A 24,529-nucleotide genomic window follows, 5' to 3' on the forward strand; every position below is an offset into this window, starting at 1 on the left:
CATAATACAAATAATGAATCTACAATATCAGCTTAATATTTTAACTAACAATTAACTTAAGATATCAATAAAAAAACTTTTAATGTTTTATATTTTAACAGCAAGTCCACTTAAGGCTTAATAACATGAAAAATATAGAAACAAAGTGGCTATATGATTTTTTAACACTGGAGTCATGTCGGCATTTTTCTCATGCAGCAGAACAACGAAATATTTCTCAACCCGCTTTTAGTCGCCGAATCAAGGCATTAGAAGAAGCAATAGGCGTTGAATTGTTTGATAGAACCACATCCCCTTTACAGCTTTCTGAAGAAGGTAAAATATTCCATTCCCAAGCTCGTAGCTTATTGCAGCAATTAGAATGTAACTTAAATGAATTATCTGGGCACAATGTGCTGAGTCTGCCCAATATTAAAATTGCTGCGGCGCATTCGCTGTCATTAAGCCTATTGCCTAAGTTAGTTCATGCATTATCAGGTTATGGGGAAGAATTTGTCTATCATGTTGAAGCCATTGATGTGGTTCAAGTGGTAAATACGTTGCGAGAAGGGAAGAGCGATTTTATCATTTCATTTTATGATGAGGATTTAATGCAGTCGCCATTTTCTTGTTTAAATGTGTTTGAGTCCGAGTTGTACCCAATTTGTGCAGCGGATGAGTTTGGCAAACCGTTATTTGATATCTACCAACCTCAAGTACCGTTATTGAACTACACCAGTGCTTCTTATATGGGAAGGTTAGTTAATCGTCGATTAAGTGAGTTTGGTGCGATTAACTCTAAAACACTCTTTATGTCATCAATGAGCGAATTGCTAAAAAATATGGCATTGGATGGTCATGGAATTGCATGGTTGCCGATTTACTCGGTAGTTAATGAGTTAAAAGAAAAAAAACTAGTCTGTCTCAACACCCCAGAATTAACGATACCTATTCAAGCTTACATTTACCGCATGGATACTCGCTTGAATAAAACAGCAGAGGATTTTTGGCGTATTTTAAAGAAAAATATTCCAGAAGATTTACGGTATTTGTAATGGAAAAGGAATAATTTATGATACATAACATCTGGATATATTGAGCGTTATCCTACGATGATATTGATGAGGTCTTAGCTGGTAATTAAGTCATAAGGTGTATAAAAGACCTCTATTCAGGTAGTCAGATTAATTATGTAGCCTTAATTTTAGCTTGTATTCCGTCAATGATTATCAGCGCTTGGGGTCTTACCCTGGAAAATAGCTTTAGTTTTTAGTGAATGTTTAAGCTTATCGTTGCTGAGGGAGTATTTTTGGGTGTGTGACCAACACCTATTTGGAAAACATGTTTAGGTTTCTTTAAAGAAAACTTTAATTTATTCTCTTTTAGATTGTCTTATTTGGATTGGTTATTTGTGGTTAAAAGAAAAAAGTACTTTAATAGACAAAATATTATTAATGTATTCTCTTCAGCGTTAGCTAAAAATGAGAATGAGCGTCAATAAGTTTTGACTTTACTTAAAAATTGATTATCGGAACTGTATTAAATACTAAGCTTTTACATATCTGTGATATGGCAAAATCAGCCTATTGTTATAGGTAATTTTTGCTATAGCTTTTTCCCTTAGGGGCTGCTCATATATTAGGGTAAGCTTTGGTTTTTATATAACCATCTGTAATTAAAGGGTTTATTTTTATCGATATGTTGTGAAGTAGCAGGCTTGGGATGAAAAAGCTTGCCGGATAAGTCGAGTAGTTATTTGCTTATGCTAACGAAAAATTTAAAAATATAGTAGGTGCTTTTTATTTGGATATTAAAAAACAGAGGAATATCATTTATTGACAATTGAAAAATGAACTAATTGTTTTTATTGAATTTAGTTTCGATTTTTTTATTGATAATCTTACTGATCACTCTATTATGAGTATAGTTTCAATTATAAATCATTTCTAATATTTAAATATTGTTATGTTAATTTAGGAGTATCCATGGAGAATATATTGTCAATTTTGGATGTCCCAAATACTGCATTTATGCTGCTTTGTACGAGCCTTGTTATGCTAATGACTCCTGGACTTGCTTTTTTCTATGGTGGATTAGTCTCTCGTAAAAGCGTTATTACCATTATGTCCCAGAGTTTCTTTTCTATGGGGTGGGTGGCAATTATTTGGTTTGTTGTTGGTTATTCATTATCGTTCGGTCCCTCGATTAATGGGATTGTCGGTGACCCATTTTATTATGCATTCTTGAATAACATAAGCCCTCAAACGATGTATACCGGTAATGATGGCGGCTTACCAATACTGGTTCATTTTGGATATCAAATGATGTTTGCGATTATTACTCCAGCCTTAATTACCGGAGCTTTCGCAAATAGAGTTAATTTCCCTGCTTATCTCGTATTCTTAACCCTATGGACATTATTTGTCTATGCACCGTTCGTTCATATGGTTTGGAGCCCAGATGGTATTTTCGCTAAATGGGGGGTTGTTGATTTTGCGGGTGGTATTGTCGTTCACGCAACAGCAGGTTTCGCTGCAATTGCTTCAGCGTTATATGTCGGTAAAAGAGTCGTTAAATCGGATGGTACTCACAATATTCCGTATATTGCACTTGGCGCGGCTTTATTGTGGTTCGGTTGGTATGGTTTTAACGCGGGCTCTGAATTGCAAGTCAATACTGTAACTGTTTCAGCGTTTATTACTACAGATATCGCCGCCGCATTTGCAGCAATTACTTGGTTTATTATTGAACGCTTCCATACAGGAAAACCTAAACTTGTCGGTTTTTTAACAGGGGCTGTAGCAGGGTTAGCTACTATCACACCGGCTTCGGGGTATGTTTCAATAGGTTCTGCAGCAATTATTGGGGTTATTGCCAGTATCGTCTGCTATACCTGTGTTTTCTTAGTCCGACGCCATTTAGATGATGCATTAGATGTTTTCGGTGTGCACGGTGTCGGTGGTATTACAGGCTCAATTTTAGTCGGTGTATTTGCATCAACGGTTTGGAATGCGAAAGGTCCCGCGGGGTTAATTGAAGGTAACGGCATGCAAATTGTGAAGCAAACTGTAGCTGTTGTCTTTACCAGTATTTGGTCCTTTGTCTTTACAATCTTAATTCTTTGGATAATCAATAAATTTACGCCAGTTAGAGTCGACCAAAATGCGGTTGGTGACAATTTAGATATTGTTGGATTTGACGAAGACGCGTACCGAGAAAAAGCAGATTAGTTAGCAAATATATTGTTTCTTGCAGTTTATCCTAATTGGTGGGTTTATTTGAACCACCGGTTGGGGTAGCTGCTAAATACAGCTGGTAATTTAGGATGGGTATATGAAAAAGAAAATAGCAATAGCTATTCAGGCTATTTGTTTTATGGGGCTATCGATGGGTGCAAATGCTGCGACCGATACACAGCAACCACAAACTTTGCGTCTAGCGATTGGCTCTGAACCAACCGAGGGGTTTGACCCAATGTTAGGTTGGAGCCACGGCAGCTATTTACTTTTACATAGCCCATTACTCAAGCAAAAAGCGGATTTGTCATGGCATAGTTACATGCTTGAGAAATATGAACATTCAGATGATGGTAAAGAGTGGACATTAAAATTAAAGGATGGACTTAAATTCTCCGATGGCTCCCCTTTAACGGCAAAAGATGTCGTTTTCACCTATAACAATGCCGCAGCAAGTGGTGGAAAAGTGGATATGGGGAACTTTGCTAAAGCGCAGGAGATTGACCCATCAACCGTTAAAATCACATTATCCTCACCCCAAAGTACCTTTATTAACGTTTTGGGCTCATTAGGCATTGTTTCAGCAGATAAATATGATGCAAAAAAATATGCACATAACCCTATCGGAGCAGGCCCCTACCGTTTAGTGAATTTCCAGCCGGGCCAGCAATTAATCGTAGAAAGAAACCCTTTCTATGCGGGGCCTAAAAACGATTTCGATAAAATGGTTTTTGTCTTTCTCAATGAAGATGGCGCTTTTGCTGCCGCTCAAAGTGGTGAACTAGATATTGTACGCATTCCCGCAGCGGTCGCGAGTAATGCTAAAGATGTTAAAAGTATGAAACTAATTGAACGTCATAGTGTTGAAAACCGAGGGATCTCATTCCCAATTCCGCCAGCGGGCGAGAAAAATGCCTCAGGCGACCCAATTGGTAACGACATTACTTCTGATGTTGCTATTCGCAAAGCGATCAATTACGCCATTGACCGCAAACTATTAGCAGATGCTGTTTTAGAAGGTTTTGCTATTCCTGCTTATACGGGCGTTGAAGGCTTGCCTTGGAATAACCCTCAATCTTCGTTTAAAGATGGAGATATTGAAAAAGCGAAATCTATACTGGAAGACGCTGGCTGGAAAATTAATAAAGACGGCTTAAGAGAAAAAGACGGTAAGGTTGCGAAATTGACACTGTGGTATGCCAGTGGTGATAGCACTCGTCGTGATTTAGCTCAAGCCGTAAGGGCTAGCTTAAAGCCGATTGGTATTGAGATGGATTTAAAATCAGGCAGTTGGGAAACCGTGGAAAAGTACATGCATGCCAACCCAACATTATTTGGGTGGGGGAGCCTTGACCCAATGGAACTGGTGCATAACTACAGCAGCAAAGCGGCGGGTGTCGGGTTTTATAACGCAGGTTACTATAAAAATCCCGCAGTTGATAAGGTGATAGAAGAAGCACTTCGCCAACCAGATCAAGATGCCGCTATTCCATTTTGGCAAAAAGTGGATTGGGATGGACAAACAGGAACTGGTATTCAAGGTGACGCCGCTTGGGCTTGGTTAATGAACGTACAACACCTTTATTTATTGAATAACTGTGTTGAGCTAGGTAAAGGGGCACCTGAAATCCACGGTTCATGGTCAGTGTTGAATAATGTTGATGACTGGGCTTGGACCTGTAAGTAATGCGGACAACCATAGGGCTTTTGTTCAGGTTTATCTGTTTATTAGTGGTGACTGCATTTGGGGTTTTTATTCTCCTTAGCTATTCACCTATAGACCCAATTAAAGCCTATATTGGTAATGATTTAATGCATGTTCCCCCAGACCAGTATCCGTTGATTGCGGCTCGCTGGGGGCTTGACCAACCATTGTGGATGCAGTTTTGGCGTTGGTTTTCTCAGTTGTTACAAGGTGATATGGGGTATTCCATGCTCTATAACATCCCTGTATCACAGGTGATTACCGATAGGTTAGCGCCATCGTTAGCTTTGTTATTATCGGCGTGGCTGTTTTCTGGGGTGATTGGTTTTGGTTTGGGGCTGATAGCAGGGCGCTACCTAAATAGATGGCCAGATAAAATTATTTCAACGCTATCTTATTTATTGGCGTCGATCCCCGTTTTTTGGGTTGGTTTACTGTTATTGTCACTTTTTGCTGTTTCACTACAGTGGGCGCCGATTTGTTGCGCTTGGCCGATTGGCTTAGATGAACAATCATCCACACTGTCACAAAAAGTGCATCATCTTGTGTTACCTGTAGTGGCTCTAGGGATGTTAGGCATTGGTAATATAGCTCTGCATACTCGTTCGAAAGTTGCTGAGGTGATGAACAGTGAGTTTATCCACTACGCGAAAGCTCAAGGGGATAAAGGGTGGTCGATGATAAGCTTTCATGTGGTAAAACATGCGATTACACCCGCAATATGTTTACAGTTCGCCTCTATTGGTGAGTTGCTCAGCGGAGCATTACTAGCAGAAAAAGTGTTTGCTTATCCTGGATTAGGCCAAGCAACCATTGATGCTGGTTTACGTGGTGACATCCCTTTGTTAATGGGGATCGTGATGTTATGTGCGGTAGTGATTTTCTTTAGTAATAGTATCTCTGACATGATGCTTAAGAGAGTGAATAAAGGGGTACTCCGAGAGCCATGACTTATAACCCAAATAAAGCCTTAATTAAGTTAGTTATTTCATTGTTATGTTTATTGGTTTTAGGGGCTTATGCCGCATGGCTTTCTCAAACTGATGTGGATGTGAATTTACTCGACCGTCGACAAGCGCCTTCATGGGCACATTTATTCGGTACGGATAATTTAGGTAGAGACTTGTGGGACAGAGTATTTCAAGGAATAGCGACCAGCTTACAAATTGGCACCACCGCAGCATTATCGAGTGGAGTGATAGCGCTTGTGATGGCAAGTTTATCTTCGTTCAGTAGGACGATGGATTATGTTATTCGTGGCTGTATTGACTCCCTGTTAGCCTTGCCTCACTTGCTATTATTGATATTGATTTGCTTTACGTTAGGTGGTGGAAAAGTGGGCGTAATTTGGGCTGTTGCTTTGACTCACTGGCCAAAGCTAACGTTGGTCTTACGTTCCGAGTTGCTTCGAGTGCAACAAACAGATTACATCATGTTATCGAAACGGATTGGAAATAGTGCGCTTTACCGATGCCGATATGACTATTTACCGATGATCCTTTCACAATGGTTAGTAGGGACGTTATTGATGTTCCCACATGCGATATTACACAGTGCGGCATTGAGTTTTTTGGGTTTTGGTTTGTCTCCACATGAAGCATCGTTAGGTATTTTACTTTCCGATGCATTGCGTTACTTAAGTACTGGTGCGTGGTGGTTAGCCATGTTTCCGGGCGTCGCATTAGTTGGGTTAGTGCTGTTATTTGATCAGTTTGCTAAAGCGGTACAACAATTATGGTTGAGGAGCGATTGATGCTAAGTTTTGATAACCTAACGATTGATGTTGCGAAATTTCGCTGGCTAGGCAAAAAGCGTTGGTCTCCACTTTTACAAGATATCTCATTGGATATTGCGCCAGGTGAAATGGTTGCATTGGTAGGAGGAAGTGGAGAAGGGAAAAGTTTACTTCTACAAAGTAGTTTAGGTTTATTACCTGAAAATATGCGTTGTCGCGGTGATATTGTATTAAATGGGTGCCAGTTGACAGAAAAGTCAAAACAACAATATCGCGGTAATTCACTGTGCTATATCCCACAAGGGGTTAGTGCATTAAATCCACTCATTAAGATAGGCTCTCAACTTGAACGTGCTGCGGTATTAAGTGGGCAGCATATTAAAATGCATGACGTTGCATTGCATTTACAGCAATACAATTTACAAGCAGATTTAATTCATAGTTATCCCAATAAGCTTTCAGGGGGAATGGCAAAACGCGTTCTCGCTTGTAGTGCGACGCTCTCCCAAGCTGAATATATTCTTGCGGATGAAATTTCATCATGGCTAGATGATGAACATGCGATACAACTTCTACAACATATCAAATCTCTTTGCTTTGCTGGTAAAGGTGTTTTATGGGTTACTCACGACCTTGCAATGGCGGTGCGTTTTGCTGATCGCATTGCGTTATTGCGTAATGGTGTTTTAGAAGAAGTACTCAGCAGTGAAATATTAAAGCAAGGCGGAGGAGGGAAGTGGTTTCAATCTCTATGGAATTCTTTGCCTGAACAACAGTTTATGAATTGGACTCAGTGAATAAATATTATTTAAAAATTAAATGTAGGAAGTCACTAATAAATAAAAACTCTTATTTCGACTGTCTTAATTTGAATGTTTATTGGTGTGAATTTTATTTATTTAACTCGTCGTTATTAGATATTTAACTCAATTTATATTTAAAAATAAAATGAGTTATTCGCTCATAAAATGATTACTTATCAGTATTAACACTAAGCTTTATCAATTGAGGAGGCGTTATGCAGTTAACCCCAAGAGAAATTGAAAAATTGATGGTTTACACACTTGCTGATGTGGCTGAAAAACGCCGCGCACGTGGCGTGAAATTAAATTATCCCGAAGCCGTTGCCATTATCACGGTTACTGCACTTGAAGGTGCCCGTGATGGTAAAACCGTTGAGGATGTGATGAAAGAAGCAGCGACTGTTTTAACAAAAAAAGACGTTATGGATGGCGTGGAAGACTTAATTCCAAATGTTCAAGTAGAAGCTATTTTTACTGATGGTACTCGTTTAGTGACCGTCCATAATCCGATTAAATAAATGAAGGATGAGGTGAAATATGAGTAATTCAAAAACAAACATTAAAGCCCCGACTCCTTTAGGTGGTGTTATTTTTGCAGATGAGCCTATTGAGTTCAACGTTGGCAAACCTGAAACAAAAATTAAAGTCCGTAATACCGGTGACAGGCCTGTGCAAATTGGTTCCCACTTTCATTTTTTTGAAGTTAACCATGCATTAGAGTTCGACCGTGCAGCGGCTTACGGTAAGCGTTTAAATATTGCCTCTACAACGGCAATTCGTTTTGAGCCAGGTGATGAAGTAGAAGTTTCACTGATCCCTTATGGCGGAAAACAAAGTGTCTATGGGTTTAATAACCTTGTTGATGGTTGGGCGGGTGACAACGTTGCCGCTACTGAACGTCCTGCTAAAGCAATCGCCTTAAATAAAGCAATTGCTCGTGGTTTTAAGCATAAGGAACAGTAAGCGCGTTAGATGTCAGTAATGATGAATAACAATGCACCTTCTTAACATTAAAGGTAAATAACATGCCAAAAATTTCTAGACAAGAATACAACGGTTTATTCGGGCCAACAGTAGGCGATAAAATTCGTTTAGGCGATACCGACTTATATATTGAAATCGAAAAAGATTTACGTGGATATGGCGAAGAGTCTGTCTATGGTGGAGGTAAATCTTTACGTGATGGTATGGGAGCAAATAACACTTTTACCAGCGACAATGGCGTTTTAGATTTAGTTATCACTAACGTCACCATCGTGGATGCACGTTTAGGTGTCATTAAAGCCGATGTGGGGATTAAAGCGGGTAAAATTGTTGGTGTAGGGAAAAGTGGTAACCCAAATATTCAAGATAACATCACACCAGGCATGGTTGTCGGGGTATCTACGGATGCTATCTCTGGTGAACATTTAATCCTAACGGCTGCCGGTATTGATACCCATATCCACTTGATTTCTCCGCAACAAGCCTATGCCGCGTTATCAAATGGTGTGACAACTTTCTTTGGTGGCGGTATTGGCCCAACTGATGGAACTAACGGTACAACAGTGACGGCAGGCCCTTGGAACATGCGCTCTATGTTACGTGCTATCGAAGGTTTACCTATTAACGTGGGTATTTTAGGGAAAGGTAACTCGTATACACGTGAGCCACTTATCGAACAATTAGTTGCAGGTGCTGCGGGGCTGAAAGTTCACGAAGACTGGGGCGCAACAGGGAACGCTATTCGTCATGCGTTACGTATTGCTGATGAATTTGATGTACAAATCTCAGTGCATACAGACAGCTTAAATGAAGGTGGTTATGTTGAAGACACCATCGAGGCCTTTGAAGGTAGAACTATTCACACCTACCATACAGAAGGTGCGGGTGGTGGACATGCTCCAGATATCATTAAAGTTGTTAGCCAACCTAACGTATTACCAAGTTCAACCAACCCAACGTTACCGTTTGGCGTGAATAGCCAGTCAGAGCTATTTGACATGATCATGGTATGTCATAACCTGAACCCAAATATCCCTTCGGATGTGTCATTTGCGGAAAGCCGTGTTCGCCCTGAAACCATTGCAGCAGAAAACGTGCTGCATGATATGGGCGCTATTTCGATGTTCTCAAGTGACTCACAAGCGATGGGGCGTGTGGGGGAAAACTGGCTACGTATTGTCCAGACTGCGAACGCCATGAAAGCTTCCCGTGGCAAGCTACCTGAAGATGCTCCGGGTAATGATAACTTCCGTGTTCTGCGTTACGTGGCAAAAATCACTATCAACCCTGCAATTGCTCAAGGCATCAGCCATATCTTAGGCTCGATTGAAGTTGGCAAAATGGCCGATCTCGTATTATGGGACCCACGTATGTTTGGGGCTAAACCAAAACTGGTCATTAAAGGTGGCATGATCAACTGGGCTGCAATGGGTGATCCAAATGCATCCTTGCCAACACCTCAGCCTGTTTTCTATCGTCCAATGTTTGGTGCGATGGGTAAAACTGTCAATGACACCTGTGTGACTTTCGTTTCACAAGCAGCATTAGATGATGGCATTAAAGAAAAAGCCGATCTTGAGCGCCAAGTGGTTGCAGTCAATAACTGCCGAGCAATCGGGAAACGTGATTTAGTGCGTAACGGTGAAACACCAAATATCGAAGTTGATCCTGAAACTTTTGCTGTAAAAGTGAATGGTGAACACGCAACTTGCCAGCCGATTAGCGAAGCTGCAATGAACCAACGTTATTTCTTTAGCTAATCAGTACATGTTTGGATTATCTGCCCGCCGGTGGTGGGCAGAATTAACATAAAAGGTAATATTATGATCATTATTGAACATATTCTTGGCAATGTTAAAAAAGACCCAGTGTGGCAAGCACGTCAGAAAAATGCTGATGTTGATATTTTGATCCTCGATCAACGAGAAGCTCAGAAAAGCCGCTGCCGTAAAAATACCGAAAAAGGCCAAGATTTAGGTATCGCGCTGGACAGGAATGTCTTGTTATCTGATGGCGACGTTTTGCTATTTGATGAAGCTACCAACGCAATGACGATAGTTCAGATCTCCTTACGTGACGTCATGATGGTCAACTTATCCCACCTAAAAAATCTAAGTACAGAAGAACATATTCGTATTAGCTTCGAATTAGGGCATGCATTAGGTAACCAACACTGGAAAGCCGTTTTAAAGGGAGACCTTGTTTACGTACCGCTAACGGTAAGTGAAAAGGTAATGGGGTCGGTCATGCGAACGCATGGTTTTGGTGAAGACACCTTTACCTTCGTGAAGGGCGAAACTATTTTACCTGAATTGAGCCACTCTGAAGCGCGTTTATTATTTGGTGGGGCAGAAGAAACGGATACGCATGTTCATGTGGAATTAGGGCAGATCCACGGACACAGCCATAGTCATGGGCACAGCCACGATCACAACCATGATCATCATCATGACCATGGGCACTCTCATACACACAAATAACGTTCGTGTTAATGAGTAAGGAAAGTGATATGGAAGCATCTGACCTAATTAGAATTATGCAGTTTGGTGATTCAGCATTGCCAATTGGTGCATTTACATTTTCAAATGGGGTTGAATCCGCCATTCAAAAAGGTGTTGTCCACGACAAAGAAACGCTGAAATCCTTTGTTCACACGTCTTTGAAGGTTGCTGCACATTCAGATTGCATTGCTATTGTGGCTGCACATCGCGCCACTCTTGCTCAAGATAGCGACACATTGGCGAAAATTGATTGGGCTGTAAATAACCGCAAGCTGAATGAAGAAGCACGAATAATGACAACCCGAATGGGGAAAAAACTCGCTGAAATCTCAGTTCATATTTTTGAAGATCCACTAGTGAGTGGATGGCTTGCAAAAATCAAAGCGAATGAGGTTCCGGGAACCCAGCCGGTGATACAAGCCATGGTTATGGCAGTACAAGGAATAACAGAAAGAGATGTTGTCGTGATGCACCAATATGGTATTGCCATGACAATTTTAAGTGCGGCGATGCGATTAATGCGTATCACACACTATGAAACTCAGCATATTCTTTTTGAATTAAATGAAGAAATTAAGGTTTTTTGTGACATCGCAGCCTGTGGTGACATAGAACAAATGTCCTCATATGTTCCTGTTATTGATGTCTTAGCTGCGGTACACACTAAATCATTTGTCCGTTTGTTTATGAACTAACGAACAACTAAAAATTTTGGGGAAAAACGATGAAAAAAATGACTCGGATCGGAATTGGTGGGCCTGTTGGCTCAGGAAAAACTGCAATTATTGAAGTGATCACCCCGATCCTTATTGAAAGAGGCATTAAGCCGCTAATCATCACAAACGATATTGTGACGACCGAAGATGCGAAACAAGTAAAACGTACCTTGAAAGGTATTCTTGATGAAGAGAAAATTTTAGGTGTTGAAACGGGGGCATGTCCTCACACTGCGGTACGTGAAGACCCAAGCATGAACATTGCTGCAGTTGAAGATATGGAAGAACGTTTCCCTGATAGCGACGTGATCATGATTGAAAGTGGTGGCGATAACCTTACTTTAACTTTTAGTCCTGCACTAGCAGACTTCTACATCTATGTCATTGATGTAGCTGAAGGTGAAAAAATTCCACGTAAAAATGGCCCAGGTTTAGTACAAGCTGATATTTTAGTTATTAATAAGATTGACTTAGCGCCTTATGTTGGTGCTAGCCTTGAAGTGATGGAACACGACACGAAAATCGTTCGTGGCGACCGTCCCTATGTACTAACCAACTGTAAAACAGGGGAAGGGGTTATTGAGTTGGTTGATATGATCATGGATAAATTCCTCTTTACGCACCAAGTTCCAAGGGGGTAAAGATGACGAATTTCAGGGCAGATATAGCAAATACTCCAACGCGTGTTAAAGCTCATATTTTAGGCAGCAATGCACCTGAACTCGCCGCATATCAAGATGAACCGAAACAAATGCAAAGTGGTGCTGTTGGTAAAAGTGGTTACTTAAAATTAAGGTTTGCTCAAGGTGAATATCGTAGTGAGCTGGTGGAAATGGAGCGTCGTGTTCCCTCATTAGTGCAAAAAGCACTTTATTGGGATGAACTGATGCCCCAACTGCCTTGTGTCACGATGATTTCAACTTCAGGTAGCCTATTACAAGGTGACCGACAAGCCCTTGATATTATTGTTGAAAAGGGGGCTTGTGCTCATGTGACAACGCAGTCTGCGACCAAAGTTCATATGATGGAAGCGAACTACGCCACACAGTACCAGAATATTGTCGTTGAGGAAGATGGGTATTTAGAATATTTACCAGACCCAATCATTCCTCACCGTAATTCTCGGTTTATTACTGACACGCGGATTAATATTCATCCAAGTGCAACGATGATTTACTCAGAAATACTGATGTCAGGTCGAAAATATCATCACCCAGATGAGCAGTTTGGGTTTGATGTTTTTTCATCACATATTCGAGCAGAGTCATCGTTAAATAAAGAGTTGTTTGTTGAAAAATATATTTTAGAGCCCAAAAAGGCACCGCTAAACATTACTGCGGTTATGGATAGCTTCGATACTTTTGGCAATGTGATTTTACTGACACCTAAAATTCATCATGAACGCATTTTAGAACGGTTAGATGCGATATATGACCCGAAAAATGAAATTGCTTTTGGGGCAACTCAATTACCGAATGAGTGTGGGTTAATATTTAAAGCATTGGGGGTTGATAGTCCAAAAGTGAAGGATGCCGTCAGGTATTTTTGGCAAATAGCGAGAGAAGAAATATTAGGTATTTCGCTACAAGAACCTTTTTTATGGCGTTAAATATTTTTTAGCAATGAGATACACAGTAGTCATAAAGTGACTGAAATAACCTTTTGGGTTATCAAGGTAATTTATTAATATATTATCAGTAGAGTGATTTTTATAATTTCTCTACTGATATTCCTATTAAGGAATTTCACGATGGAAAAAACAATAAACCAGAACGCTTGGAATAAGTTGGCCAGCGAAAATATAGCGATACAATTTATTGATATCGTTTTGCGTGGCTGTGCTCAAGTTATGTTTCAAAATAACGCACTAACCGGACTTCTATTTTTTATTGCGATTTTCATCGGTGCTTTTTTAGAAGGAATGCCGCAAGTCGCTCTAGGTTGTTTGTTAGGCACCGTTGTCGCTACACTTACAGCTTATATTAGTAAGTTAGATACTGAATCGTTGCGTTCAGGGCTTTATGGTTATAATGGCTGCTTAGTTGGAGTTGCACTACCGACTTTTTTAGAGAATACCCCATTTGTTTGGTTAACTATCGTATTAGGGAGCATTGTTTCCGTTATAGCCACTATCTCTTTAATGGATTTTCTAAAAAATTGGAAAGTCGCAGCATTAACTGCTCCTTTTGTTTTAGTATCATGGATTATTCTGCTCGCGAGTTATAACTTCTTAGGTATTGAAGGCGTTGCGTTACCAACTCCTGCTTTGCCAAAACAACTTATTGAACCTATTGGGTCAATTCCTCACAGTGACCTAATCGCTGATATTTTTCGTGGTGTTTCTGAAGTATTTTTACTTAGCAGCATGGTTGTTGGTATCATTTTTGTAATTGGTCTAGCGGTGAGTTCTATGTGGGCGGCGATATTTGCCGTATTTGGTTCTCTTCTTGCTTTTATCGTTGCGACCTTTTTAAAAGGTGATTTTGCGAGTATTCACACTGGTTTATATTCATTTAGCGCTGTATTAACCGCGATTGCTCTAGGTTCTACGTTTAATAAACCGAGCTATCGGGTGGTGGTTTATGCCATCGTTGGTGTGATATTCACCGTATTTGTTCAAGGCGCACTCGACATTATTCTTGAACCATTTGGTATCCCGACTTTAACGATGCCATTTGTTCTAGCATCATGGCTATTTTTAGTACCGAACCAAGATATTATGCCTAAGCATCGGCAATAATATTGCAATAAAACTTTTTGGTATTCAATTATGAAAAAAAATGCAATATATAAATATATTCAAAATATGAGAATGCTACGCATAGTGCTCTCATTATTAATACTTGCTGATGGGGGCTTGATTATTTCCCCCATCATTTCAACTTATGATTTCCATTTATACTCGCAGCATCTAGGTTTTGTTGATTGGCTACAATCTTTAGGTTTAGTTAAATTATTAGATATTCCAAGGTTTGCTATTGGTGTAGTGCTCATTATTCTTGCTATTCCTGTTTATTTAGGACTGCGTATAGGTTGGTTATTTAGCTGCTTTATGCTGTTCATTATTATGTTAATTAACTTGGTATTAGCGAGAGAAAATGCGCTGACTGGAACCTTTTCACTAATAGTGTTGATTATTGCCATTGCAAATTGGAAAGCATTTAATCGCCATAGCTTATCTGGCGCTGGCTTTGTTGCTTTTATGAGCTTAAGCGTCCTACTGGGCTATTCTGTATTTGGGACTTTGTATTTAGGCGAACAATTTCAACCTCATGTTACTGATATCTCATCCGCATTCTATTTCGCTTTAGTTTGTATGACGACAGTCGGGTTTGGCGATATTATTCCGATTAGTGTTGAAGCTAGGTTATTTACAATTTCGATTGTTATTTTAGGTATTACAATTTTTACAACCTCTATTGTCTATTTCCTAGGGGTATTTGCAAAGAGCACACAAGAAATTGTTAAGAAGAGATTATTTCGTATGAAAAACCATTACATTATTGTTGGCGCAAGCCCTTTAGCTTTAAACACCTACCACGGATTAAGAAAACGCGACTTAGACGTCATGGTACTTTGCCATGAAGAACAGAAAAAGAACTATCCAGATAATGCGCAAGTTATTGCCACGGAGAAAATTAATAAACATACATTAAATAGCGCTAATTTAGGCCAGGCTAAAGCATTATTTATTCTAGGTAGCTCTGATTCTGAAAATACTATTTCTATGTTAGCGGCGAAAGAAATTGTTGGCGGAAACATTAAAAGTGTTATTGCTGTCAATGATGATAAAAATTACGAAAACATGCAGTTATTGCATGCAGACTTGCTTATTTCTCTCTCATCTTTAGGGAGTGAAGTGTTGATTAAAATGATTTTTGGAGAAAATATTAATAACCAAGTGATGGAAAATATTATCTTTTCAAACAACATCTTAGATTCATAGTATGCAAGGGTCTCAATTGTATAATTGCTGTTATGGAATATCTACAGCTTTATCATTTATACGAAGAAATAAAAATATAGATAAGAGATAGAGAATTTATTATGGATCTAACCGTTATTATTTTTATTTTAGTGTACGTCGCAATGGCTTTTGGGACTTTCCCTGGGATTAAAATTGACCGTACTGGCGCATCTGTAGCGGGTGCATTGGCCATGATAGGGTTTGGGATTATCTCGCCAAAATTATCTTGGGATGCCATTGATTACAGTGCAATTGGGCTATTATTTGGTTTAATGGTGGTATCCGCATCATTTACGGTATCAGGTTTTTATCACCAAGCGGCTCAAAAAGTCGCTAGCTTAAATATTAGCCCACCCAAATTAATGGCGGTTTTCATTATTGTTGGGGCACTTCTTGCTTCAGTACTTACAAACGATATTGTTGTCGTTGCAATGACGCCTTTATTGGTGTCTATCACGTTATCTCGAGGCCTTAACCCTATTCCTTTTTTACTTGGCTTTTGCTTTGCTGCCAATAATGGTGCCGCCGGTTCTTTAATTGGTAGCCCTAAAAATATGGTTGTTGCACAAGGATTGGACTTATCTTTTATTGGAATACTCAATATTACGGCTATTCCAGTATTATTTTCAATTCCAATTGTATGGTGTGTGATCTCCTTACTTTATCGTAACCGCTGGTATTTATCTGAAGATAAAAAATCATTAATGTCTAGTGGTGAGCCTTCAGTTATTGAATTTAATTGGTGGGAAACAATAAAGGCCGCTACAGTTTTATTTGCTGTTATTTTGGCTTTTTTATTCAGTGATTTGCCGCGTGAGCTTGTTGCATTATCGGCAGCATGCTTTTTATTGTTAAACAGAAAAATAGCGTCCAGTGACATGTTAAAGCATGTTGATGGTGACTTAATTCTGCTAATGATGGGGCTATTTATTATTAATGCCGCATTTTCAAATACGGGTATTCCTCAAGAGATACTACATTACTTATTGGGTAAAGGTATCGACCTAAATAGCCCGATTACGTTATTTTTAGTCACTATCGTGATGAGTATTTTTGTCGGAACCACACCAACGGTTATTTTATTGATCCAGTTTGTTTACCCTCATGGCAATGTTGATTTACTCGGTGCAGCGTTAATTTTAGGTGCTTGTTTTGCAGGTAATATATTTATATTCGGTAGTATTGCTGGAATTATTGCCGTTGAACAATCTTCAGCCCACGGCATTAAAATATCGTTTTTAGAGTTCACTAGATCTGGCGGTATTATTTCCATCATTTGTATTTTTATTGCTGTTGTTTGGTTATCCATCTATTAGCTTATAGAGAGCTGAAAATATGTTAGAAGTTAAAAACTTATGTATAAAGCAAGATAACCGAACCTTATGGGATTCGCTTTCTTTTTCACTGGATAAAAATGAGCGATTAGGGATTTCAGCACCGAGTGGTTTTGGTAAAACAACCTTGGGCCGTGTATTAGCACAATGGCAAATACCGACCCAAGGAAATGTATTATTTAATGGTAAAAGTTTATCTCAAAAAGAATATTGTCCTATTCAGTTAGTTCCTCAGCACCCTGAAAAATGTTTTAACCCGTACCGGACAGTAGGGGAAAGTGTTAGGGATGCTTGGGAGCCTGACCCATACTACCTTGAAAGGTTGTTCATTAAATCAGAGTGGTTGGTTAGAAGGCCAAGTGAGCTTTCTGGTGGTGAACTTGCTCGAATTGCCTTATTAAGAGCCTTAGACCCAAGAACAAAAATATTAATTGCGGATGAAATTACCGCACAGTTAGATGCGCATTTACAGAAAGATATATGGCAGTTTTTAATTCAACTTTCGGAAGAAAGACCATTATCGATGATTGTTTTTAGTCATAATAAGTTCCTATTGGAAAAGGTGTGTACATTGGTTTGGAATATGGCAATATCAGAATGAATTATCTTATAAAGCTAAATAAGATTACTGGCTATTTAATATCGTCATTTAACGATTATTGATTAACGATGTTTAATTAATGTGTGTGCTTTAATTTAAATTCTAAAAACGATGTCTTTATATCTATGATATTAAATAGAGGGCGTTGCAATGATAGCTGTTGATATTTTATTAGTCGGTTTTGGCGGCGGTATTGGTTCATTACTGCGGTGGTGGATTGGTCGCTTAGTGGGGGAGCGTTATCATGGGAAATTCCCATTATCAACATTCATTATTAATATTTCAGGAGCATTTGTTATTGGTTTTTTAAGCCGTTATTTTGCGATCGATTGGGATGACCGTTATGGTGCATTTCTACAATCAGCAATTTTAACTGGATTACTGGGGGGGTATACAACGTTCAGTAGTATGCAGCTTGATGCCTTGAAGTTAACTCAAACTAGACAAAAATTGCTCGCCTTATTTTATTTATTACTTTCGGTTTTAGTTGGGTTAGCTGCGGCATTTACTGGTGCTTGGTTAGCAAACTAACAGGGGCTAAAAATGAATATCATGATCTTAGTTTTTATTGGTGGTGCAATTGGTGCAATTTGTCGCGAGTTATTGATGATATCTGTTCCAACCATGAATGACCATTTCCCTCTTGACATATTTATAGCAAATATCGTCGCATCCTTATTGTTGGGTATTGTTGCAGGCTTACTTATGAGAAATAAAATAAGCCAAGGGATGAATGCTTTTTTAGCTACAGGGATCATGGGAGGGTTATCGACATTTTCCAGCTTTGTGTATGGAGCAGTGGAAATAATGAAGTACCCACAGTTCTTCTTAGTTGCAATAAGCTATTTGGTTTTAAGTGTCGTTATCGGGTTTGTTGCGATTTATATCGGATACTCAGTAGGTAATAAGCAATATAGTTAATTATCATACTAATATTTTTAAATTTATAAGAGAATAAGAGGTTTTGAAATGAAAATAGGTAAATCAATATGGAATGGGATCACTTCAAAGCCTTATAGATTACAATTATTTTTTGATATAATACTTTTAATATTATCACCTGTGATCTTCATAAGTATAATTGGCTTTGATACTAAAACTCTAGATATGGATGTTTTTATTGTTACATTAGTTATTCTGATTTATATTTACATTACACGTTGGTTTAGCCATTGGTATTGTAATAGACGTGAAAAATAAGTGCATAGATATACAAAAATTTGATAAAGCTACATTTGCTTTTTTGTCATAACTAGCGTCTGTTGTGGTCTAAAAAGAGAGGAAGCTTCATGGTTTATAAAGAAGAAGCTTCCCTGTTTTTCCTTACTATTAACTTGTGATTTTCCTTTTCTTTATAATCCTTATAATGTTTAAAACCAAGCTAGCAAGGATTGCTACAACCCCACCTATAAATGTCTCATATACCCTTGATATGGGAAGTAAATAAGTTGGGTTATGTAAAAATAGCGTTTCCTCAAGAAGAAGTAAAACAAATACAGTAATAGAGAAGGTCTTTAGCATGTAATTTAAACGGAAAAATGTAGGGATAAAAAATATGGTTAAAGCTAATACAGATAAGTAAATATAAGTTTCTTTTGATTTTGTTATACTAAACATAGTGATGACAAAAGCTGCTGCTAATAGACTTCCTAAAAACCTAAGTAACGTAACTTTTATTATATTCATTTCTTTTGGGTGGAGTAACATAATGAATGTTAGAGGAGCCCAATAAGGTTTGTATAGATTTAGATAGTCGGGTATTGAAAGGCTTAAGAATAGAAAAAAGCTGAAAAAGAAGGCTCTTATATATATTTTTTCGTCACTATGATAAATTGCTTTTGAAAATAACCCATTTTTAAACGCATGAATTTCATTGTTTTTATGTTTCAGTAGGCTAAAAATGACTAAACTAACGGCAACCCCCGAGAGATATGCCATTGGCAAGTCAATGCTAATAGAGTCTAACGTTGTTCCCATACAGGAAAAAATAATTAAAAATGGAAATGTGCGATCTAAATAATCATCTTTTTTGTAAAAAAGGTAATAACAATATGATAGGATAAATAAATAGATATAAAAATAAATGGTTAGCTTTAGTAGAAAACCAATGCCCCCACCAACGATAACCAAACATAATAGAAAAAAGATGTAAAAAATATTACTGCTATCAGGTTTTGCATCATAGACGATATTAGAGAATAATGTTGTTATAACTCCAAATACTCCTCCAATGGTGCCAAATAAAGAAAAACAGATAGTTGAGTTTACTATTGCGGCAATCAAAAATGTTCCGTTATTTCTAAAGTTAATATATTTTAATTTTTTATTAATATCTTTCATATTGCTCACTCATTTAATTTTTAAGTTATTTGTATCATATTTTGGAGTGAAGTTATATAGTCGGAAAATGTATTGTTTTTATATGCAGAGGTGATTATTTAAATAATATTAAGCTAATTTTTATGTAAATTTTAACTAATTGGTAAACTTAATTGGTGGTTATTCTGTTGGTTCCTAAAACTGAGTAGGTTTTTTAACAGATAAAAATTGTTGCAGCCCACGATAAACTAGAGAGCATCGGTATGGGCCTCACATAGGTAAGCGTCAATTTTTACCTAATGACATTACGCTGGCAATATCACATATATCAGTCACAGTTATAGTGAGCTTCCTGAGGGGGATGTGAGTACAATATCGAGTACTCTTAAACAACACTCGGACAATGAAGTTGATAATGTTGATAATAGATAGAGTCGAGTTGAATTGGAATTTAGGAGAGTGTTGAAATTAGCGGGCTTTACAAACGAAAACAGACGTCGATTGACGTCTGTTAATAATGAGGTGGTGCCCGGACTCGGAATCGAACCAAGGACACGGGGATTTTCAATCCCCTGCTCTACCGACTGAGCTATCCGGGCAACGGAGCGTATTAAACCTGATTTCATTGGTTGAGTCAAGGCGCTTTCAATAAACTTTTGACTGTATGCGCTTTTTTTCAACATGTTAGCTAGTTTTTAACCGAAAACACATAAAAAGACTAAGGTTATTAGTCAACGCCAGCCTGAAATGGCTTTAGGGTTGGCTGGCGTTGATGTTTATCGGCTTTTAGCGTAAGTAATTTTTCTGAGCTTTATTCACTTTAATTAGATAATTACGTGACTCAGCGGCAGGGTGTTTAGTGGACAATGTTTCATATACCTCACCTGGCTCTAAATTATTAATACGTTGTGCTGCTTGTTTTTTATCACTGTGAAAGACACGCAATACGCTGCCAGCACCGCCGTTATAGGCCGTTATAACGGCATATCGGCGTGATGTTTGGTTACGGATATCGCCTAAATAACTGTTTTGTAATATCGCCAAATAGGCTGTACCAGTATCGATATTTTTTTCAGGGTCAAATAAATAACTACGGCTAGGAACACCGGATTTACCTTGTGAGCGGAAAACATCCTTACCCGCAGTATTTGGCATTATTTGCATTAACCCCATAGCATCCGAACGGCTTACAGCATAAGGGTTGAAACTTGATTCAATTTGCATAATCGCCAGAATTAGTGATTCATCAACACCGTATTTTGCGGCTGATTTTTTAATATATGGCAAATATTTATGAGCTCGTTTGTCTAAATGATTCGGGACTAATTGCATGGTCACTGACCAAACAACATTCATACCAGACTGCCGGCGCTGCATTTTATTTTCGACTAGATAATCAGCAAACTTTGTTGCACGCCATTCCCAACGAATAGCTTCCCCAGTGTTATCGAGTACTTGGCCAAATAAAAATGGCTCTTTACTGTGGGGAATATCATTAATATCAGAGTAAAGGTCGATAGAGTTGGGGTCATCACCCATCAATAATGTGGTGACAATTGCTTTTTTTAAGTGTTCAGACGGCTCTATTGCTGAAATAGTTTCGACGGTGATAGTCCCTGCATCAAAGTTAATATGGCTGCGGGTACGGTATTCATCTGTGTATTTCACATAGTCTTTTGGACCTGCAATCAGCACTTCTTTAATGCCCCAAATATTTTCAATATTATGGGCAAATTGCCCCATTAAAATATCGAACCCATTGGTGTCTTTGACATGATTAGGGTTAAAGTCAGACTTTTGATTACTAGAACATGAAACAATTAGAGGGATCAATAAGCTCAGCGCAAATAGTTTTTTCATACGATTCACAGTCTTGGTGCAAGAGTCTACCTACTGAGTAGGTAGACAAACAGATTATTTTTCAGGCGTATAACCATCAATATGAATATCATGACCTTCAAACAAGAACTTGATCATTTCTTGTTCTAACATTTTACGGTCATCGGGGTTCATGGTATTGAGTTTCTTTTCATTAATGAGCATGGTTTGTTTAGCCATCCATTGACTCCATGCTTCTTTCGATATCTCGTTAAAAATACGTTTTCCTAACTCACCTGGGTAAAGCTGAAAATCTTGACCATCAGCATCACGTTGTAAGAATGTACAAAAAATGGTTCTACTCATTAACTTTTTCCTCAAATTTCAGGTAGTAAGGCAAGCTGCTTTAATAAATTTTCAACTGGGGCAGCAAGACCGATAGTTGCACCTAAGTGTAAGTTATACCAGAGTCCCTTGCCTTCATCCATGGCAGAATTAAATGCCTGAATATTAACTTTTACAGGGATAATATCTAAATGAAAATGGCTAAATGTGTGGCGGAAGGAAATTAATTGCTCTGGCGAGTTATATTCAAGGCCAGAATCTTTTAACCATTGATTAAGTTGCTCTAAAGACTCAAATTGAGGGAAGGCAAATAGCCCACCCCAGATGCCTGATGGCGGTCGTTGTTCTAACCATACATTATCTTCGTGTTGCATAATTAAGAACCAAGCACTTTTTTCAGGGATCTTTTGTTTCGGTTTTTTTCCGGGGTAGTTCGACCATGAGTGATTCGCATAAGCAATACAGCCAAAATTAACAGGGCAAATTTCACATTTAGGTTTACTACGGGTGCAGACCATAGCCCCTAAATCCATCATGGCTTGGTTAAAAAACTCGACCCCAACTTTTGGCGTGACGTCAGTGCTAATATCCCACAGGCGGTTTTCCACTTCCTTTTTCCCCGGCCAGCCATCAACCGCATAGGCACGAGCTAACACGCGTTTAACATTACCATCTAAAATAGGGTAGTGCTGCTGTTGTGATAATGACAAAATCGCCCCTGCTGTTGAACGCCCAACACCGGGTAGAGCAAGTATTTCATCGAATGTACGGGGAAATTGGCCATTATATTGAGTGGCGACCATTTGTGCGGCTTTATGTAGGTTACGAGCCCGTGCGTAGTAGCCAAGACCTGTCCACAGGTGTAATACTTCATCAAGCGGCGCATTGGCAAGGGCTGTGACATCCTCAAAACGAGCAATAAACTTCTCAAAATACGGAATGACAGTACTTACTTGGGTTTGTTGCAGCATAACCTCTGACAACCACACATGATAGGATGATTTTTCCTGTTGCCAAGGCAAGGTTTTACGGCCGTATTTGTGATACCAGCCGAGCACTGCAGATGAAAATTGTTGAGCTTCCATTGATAATTTTATTTTTATTGATATTGCCAGTCATGGTAGGAATTGCAACATAGACTACGGGGGCTGTAAACCGCTATTGTGTGGTTTAGTGTAAAGTTAGCTAATTATCAACTGCAACCTTGCAGAAGTTTTGCTAAACTCCGATATCCTTTGTGTCTCAAAGGGGCTAAAGGCTCCCATTTGGGGTATTTAGGGTAGGAATTGATAGGTTTGATAATGAATCACCTTAATATCACTTGATTGTTGGCACATTAACTTAATTGGGCAACTATTTTTTAGAACCTTTATTATGATCAATAATGTAATCTCCCCCGAATATAATGAAGAAGGGCGGGTTATGCGCCGAGTCCGTAGTTTTGTCCGCCGTCAAGGGCGTCTGACAAAACGTCAGGAAGACGCATTAGAAAAAGAATGGGCAGAGAAAGGCATTGATTTTATCAATCAGCCTTTTGATTTTGCCAAAGTATTCAAGAACTCAAATCCAGTGACATTGGAAATTGGGTTTGGCATGGGCGCTTCATTGGTGGCCATGGCATCACAAAATGCAGATAAAAACTTTTTAGGTATTGAAGTTCATGCGCCGGGGGTTGGGGCATGTTTAGCATCAGCAAAAGAAGAGAATGTCACTAATTTACGCGTGATGTGCCATGATGCTATCGAAGTATTGGATTACATGATCCCTGATGGTAGCTTGGCAATGGTTCAGTTGTTTTTCCCTGACCCATGGCATAAAGCCAAGCACAACAAACGTCGTATTGTTCAAGTCCCTTTTGCGGAAAAAATTCGCAGTAAATTAACAATTGGCGGTGTTTTCCATATGGCGACTGATTGGCAGCCATATGCTGAGCATATGCTTGAAGTCATGACGAGTGTCGAAGGCTATAATAATTTATCATCATCAGGTGATTACGTTCCTCGTCCTGCAACAAGGCCAGAAACAAAGTTTGAAAAGCGAGGCCAGCGGTTAGGGCACGGTGTATGGGATTTAATGTTTGAGAGGATCAAATAATGGCTAAACAACCACGTAGTCGTCGTTTACGTAAAAAAATGCGCTTGGATGAATTCCAAGAGTTAGGCTTCACTGTTAAATGGAGCTTTAAAGAAGGTACGCCGATTGAGGAAGTTGACAGCACCGTTGACCAACTGATTGCAGAAGCGATTGAGCCGAATGGTTTAGCGTTTGAAGCAAGTGGCTACATGAGTTGGGAAGGGATCGTTTGCTTACAAAAAATTGGTAAGTGTACCGAAGAGCACCGTCAAATTGTTGAAAACTGGCTAAAATCAAAAGGCATGAACGACGTCGTTGTTTCTGAGTTGTTTGATGTTTGGTGGGAATGATTTTATTGGGTTTATCTCAATGAATAAACTCAATTTTCACTAGTTTGAAGAGGCATCCAAAAT

The 24,529-nt window shown here is 38.9% G+C and carries 25 protein-coding genes and 1 tRNA gene; 21 read left to right on the forward strand and 5 right to left on the reverse strand.

Going from position 1 to position 24,529, the window contains the following annotated elements; genetic code table 11:
• Positions 1–125 precede the first annotated feature (125 nt).
• The 19 genes from hypT (at position 126) to P3L56_RS04710 (ending at position 18,482) form a co-directional block, all read left to right on the forward strand.
• On the forward strand, positions 126–1,034 hold the full coding sequence (hypT, locus tag P3L56_RS04620; protein WP_198861156.1) for a hypochlorite stress DNA-binding transcriptional regulator HypT: 909 nt from the start codon (positions 126–128) through the stop codon (positions 1,032–1,034).
• A 930-nt stretch (positions 1,035–1,964) separates the two neighbouring features.
• Entirely contained in the window at positions 1,965–3,209 is a 1,245-nt protein-coding gene (locus P3L56_RS04625) for an ammonium transporter (protein ID WP_131680461.1), read from the forward strand.
• A 103-nt stretch (positions 3,210–3,312) separates the two neighbouring features.
• Entirely contained in the window at positions 3,313–4,902 is a 1,590-nt protein-coding gene (locus P3L56_RS04630; protein WP_071547765.1) for an ABC transporter substrate-binding protein, read from the forward strand.
• Positions 4,902–5,870: an ABC transporter permease gene (locus P3L56_RS04635; protein WP_042848777.1), complete on the forward strand. Its 969-nt coding sequence runs from the start codon at positions 4,902–4,904 to the stop codon at positions 5,868–5,870. Before P3L56_RS04630 ends, P3L56_RS04635 begins: the two co-directional genes overlap by 1 nt.
• Positions 5,867–6,673, forward strand: coding sequence for an ABC transporter permease (locus P3L56_RS04640; RefSeq protein WP_042848776.1), 807 nt, complete (start codon positions 5,867–5,869; stop codon positions 6,671–6,673). Before P3L56_RS04635 ends, P3L56_RS04640 begins: the two co-directional genes overlap by 4 nt.
• Entirely contained in the window at positions 6,673–7,452 is a 780-nt protein-coding gene (locus tag P3L56_RS04645; protein ID WP_272686167.1) for an ATP-binding cassette domain-containing protein, read from the forward strand. The genes P3L56_RS04640 and P3L56_RS04645 overlap by 1 nt, the downstream gene beginning before the upstream one ends.
• A 221-nt stretch (positions 7,453–7,673) precedes the next feature.
• Positions 7,674–7,976 (forward strand): urease subunit gamma, encoded by a 303-nt coding sequence (locus P3L56_RS04650; RefSeq protein WP_042848774.1) that lies wholly within the window; start codon positions 7,674–7,676, stop codon positions 7,974–7,976.
• Positions 7,977–7,995: 19 nt separating this feature from the next.
• Entirely contained in the window at positions 7,996–8,421 is a 426-nt protein-coding gene (locus P3L56_RS04655; RefSeq protein ID WP_042848773.1) for an urease subunit beta, read from the forward strand.
• A gap of 62 nt (positions 8,422–8,483) precedes the next feature.
• Complete coding sequence (locus P3L56_RS04660; protein ID WP_042848772.1) at positions 8,484–10,202, forward strand: urease subunit alpha; 1,719 nt, start codon at positions 8,484–8,486, stop codon at positions 10,200–10,202.
• A 63-nt stretch (positions 10,203–10,265) separates the two neighbouring features.
• On the forward strand, positions 10,266–10,922 hold the full coding sequence (gene ureE, locus P3L56_RS04665) for an urease accessory protein UreE (protein ID WP_042848771.1): 657 nt from the start codon (positions 10,266–10,268) through the stop codon (positions 10,920–10,922).
• Positions 10,923–10,951: 29 nt separating this feature from the next.
• Positions 10,952–11,638 carry an urease accessory protein UreF gene (locus P3L56_RS04670; protein ID WP_042848770.1) on the forward strand — a complete coding sequence of 229 codons (687 nt, stop codon included), beginning with the start codon at positions 10,952–10,954 and terminating at the stop codon, positions 11,636–11,638.
• 29 nt (positions 11,639–11,667) lie between these two features.
• On the forward strand, positions 11,668–12,300 hold the full coding sequence (ureG, locus tag P3L56_RS04675; RefSeq protein WP_042848769.1) for an urease accessory protein UreG: 633 nt from the start codon (positions 11,668–11,670) through the stop codon (positions 12,298–12,300).
• Between the two features lie 2 nt (positions 12,301–12,302).
• Positions 12,303–13,268 carry an urease accessory protein UreD gene (locus tag P3L56_RS04680; protein ID WP_042848768.1) on the forward strand — a complete coding sequence of 322 codons (966 nt, stop codon included), beginning with the start codon at positions 12,303–12,305 and terminating at the stop codon, positions 13,266–13,268.
• A 141-nt stretch (positions 13,269–13,409) separates the two neighbouring features.
• The gene (yut, locus tag P3L56_RS04685) at positions 13,410–14,399 is read left to right on the forward strand and encodes an urea transporter (RefSeq protein WP_042848767.1); all 990 of its coding nucleotides are present in this window, start codon (positions 13,410–13,412) and stop codon (positions 14,397–14,399) included.
• A gap of 30 nt (positions 14,400–14,429) precedes the next feature.
• Positions 14,430–15,605 carry an ion channel gene (locus P3L56_RS04690; RefSeq protein ID WP_042848766.1) on the forward strand — a complete coding sequence of 392 codons (1,176 nt, stop codon included), beginning with the start codon at positions 14,430–14,432 and terminating at the stop codon, positions 15,603–15,605.
• Between the two features lie 101 nt (positions 15,606–15,706).
• A complete protein-coding gene (locus tag P3L56_RS04695) occupies positions 15,707–16,942 on the forward strand; it encodes an SLC13 family permease (protein WP_042848765.1) in 1,236 nt (411 codons plus the stop codon).
• Positions 16,943–16,961: 19 nt separating this feature from the next.
• Positions 16,962–17,561, forward strand: a complete 600-nt coding sequence (locus P3L56_RS04700) for an ATP-binding cassette domain-containing protein (protein WP_071547770.1) — start codon at positions 16,962–16,964, stop codon at positions 17,559–17,561.
• Positions 17,562–17,711: 150 nt separating this feature from the next.
• On the forward strand, positions 17,712–18,092 hold the full coding sequence (gene crcB / locus P3L56_RS04705; RefSeq protein ID WP_198861158.1) for a fluoride efflux transporter CrcB: 381 nt from the start codon (positions 17,712–17,714) through the stop codon (positions 18,090–18,092).
• Positions 18,093–18,104: 12 nt separating this feature from the next.
• Positions 18,105–18,482 carry a CrcB family protein gene (locus tag P3L56_RS04710; RefSeq protein WP_198861159.1) on the forward strand — a complete coding sequence of 126 codons (378 nt, stop codon included), beginning with the start codon at positions 18,105–18,107 and terminating at the stop codon, positions 18,480–18,482.
• Positions 18,483–18,890: 408 nt separating this feature from the next.
• Here the strand turns inward: P3L56_RS04710 and P3L56_RS04715 are convergent, their stop codons facing one another.
• The 5 genes from P3L56_RS04715 to mutY form a co-directional block, all read right to left on the reverse strand.
• Positions 18,891–19,901 carry an FUSC family protein gene (locus tag P3L56_RS04715; protein WP_042848760.1) on the reverse strand — a complete coding sequence of 337 codons (1,011 nt, stop codon included), beginning with the start codon at positions 19,899–19,901 and terminating at the stop codon, positions 18,891–18,893.
• A 502-nt stretch (positions 19,902–20,403) separates the two neighbouring features.
• Positions 20,404–20,479 (reverse strand) — tRNA-Phe (locus P3L56_RS04720).
• Positions 20,480–20,666: 187 nt separating this feature from the next.
• Positions 20,667–21,740 (reverse strand): membrane-bound lytic murein transglycosylase MltC, encoded by a 1,074-nt coding sequence (gene mltC / locus P3L56_RS04725; protein WP_042848739.1) that lies wholly within the window; start codon positions 21,738–21,740, stop codon positions 20,667–20,669.
• A gap of 54 nt (positions 21,741–21,794) precedes the next feature.
• Complete coding sequence (locus P3L56_RS04730) at positions 21,795–22,064, reverse strand: oxidative damage protection protein (protein WP_042848738.1); 270 nt, start codon at positions 22,062–22,064, stop codon at positions 21,795–21,797.
• Positions 22,065–22,075: 11 nt separating this feature from the next.
• Positions 22,076–23,128 carry an A/G-specific adenine glycosylase gene (gene mutY, locus P3L56_RS04735; protein WP_048608261.1) on the reverse strand — a complete coding sequence of 351 codons (1,053 nt, stop codon included), beginning with the start codon at positions 23,126–23,128 and terminating at the stop codon, positions 22,076–22,078.
• A gap of 289 nt (positions 23,129–23,417) precedes the next feature.
• Here mutY and trmB point away from each other — a divergent pair, with 289 nt between their 5' ends.
• Complete coding sequence (gene trmB, locus P3L56_RS04740; protein ID WP_042848736.1) at positions 23,418–24,137, forward strand: tRNA (guanosine(46)-N7)-methyltransferase TrmB; 720 nt, start codon at positions 23,418–23,420, stop codon at positions 24,135–24,137.
• A complete protein-coding gene (locus tag P3L56_RS04745) occupies positions 24,137–24,466 on the forward strand; it encodes a YggL family protein (RefSeq protein ID WP_042848735.1) in 330 nt (109 codons plus the stop codon). Before trmB ends, P3L56_RS04745 begins: the two co-directional genes overlap by 1 nt.
• Positions 24,467–24,529 lie beyond the last annotated feature (63 nt).

Origin of the sequence: Providencia sp. PROV024, from assembly GCF_032709665.1 — a bacterium.
In the GTDB taxonomy this organism is placed as follows: Bacteria; Pseudomonadota; Gammaproteobacteria; order Enterobacterales; family Enterobacteriaceae; genus Providencia; species Providencia huashanensis.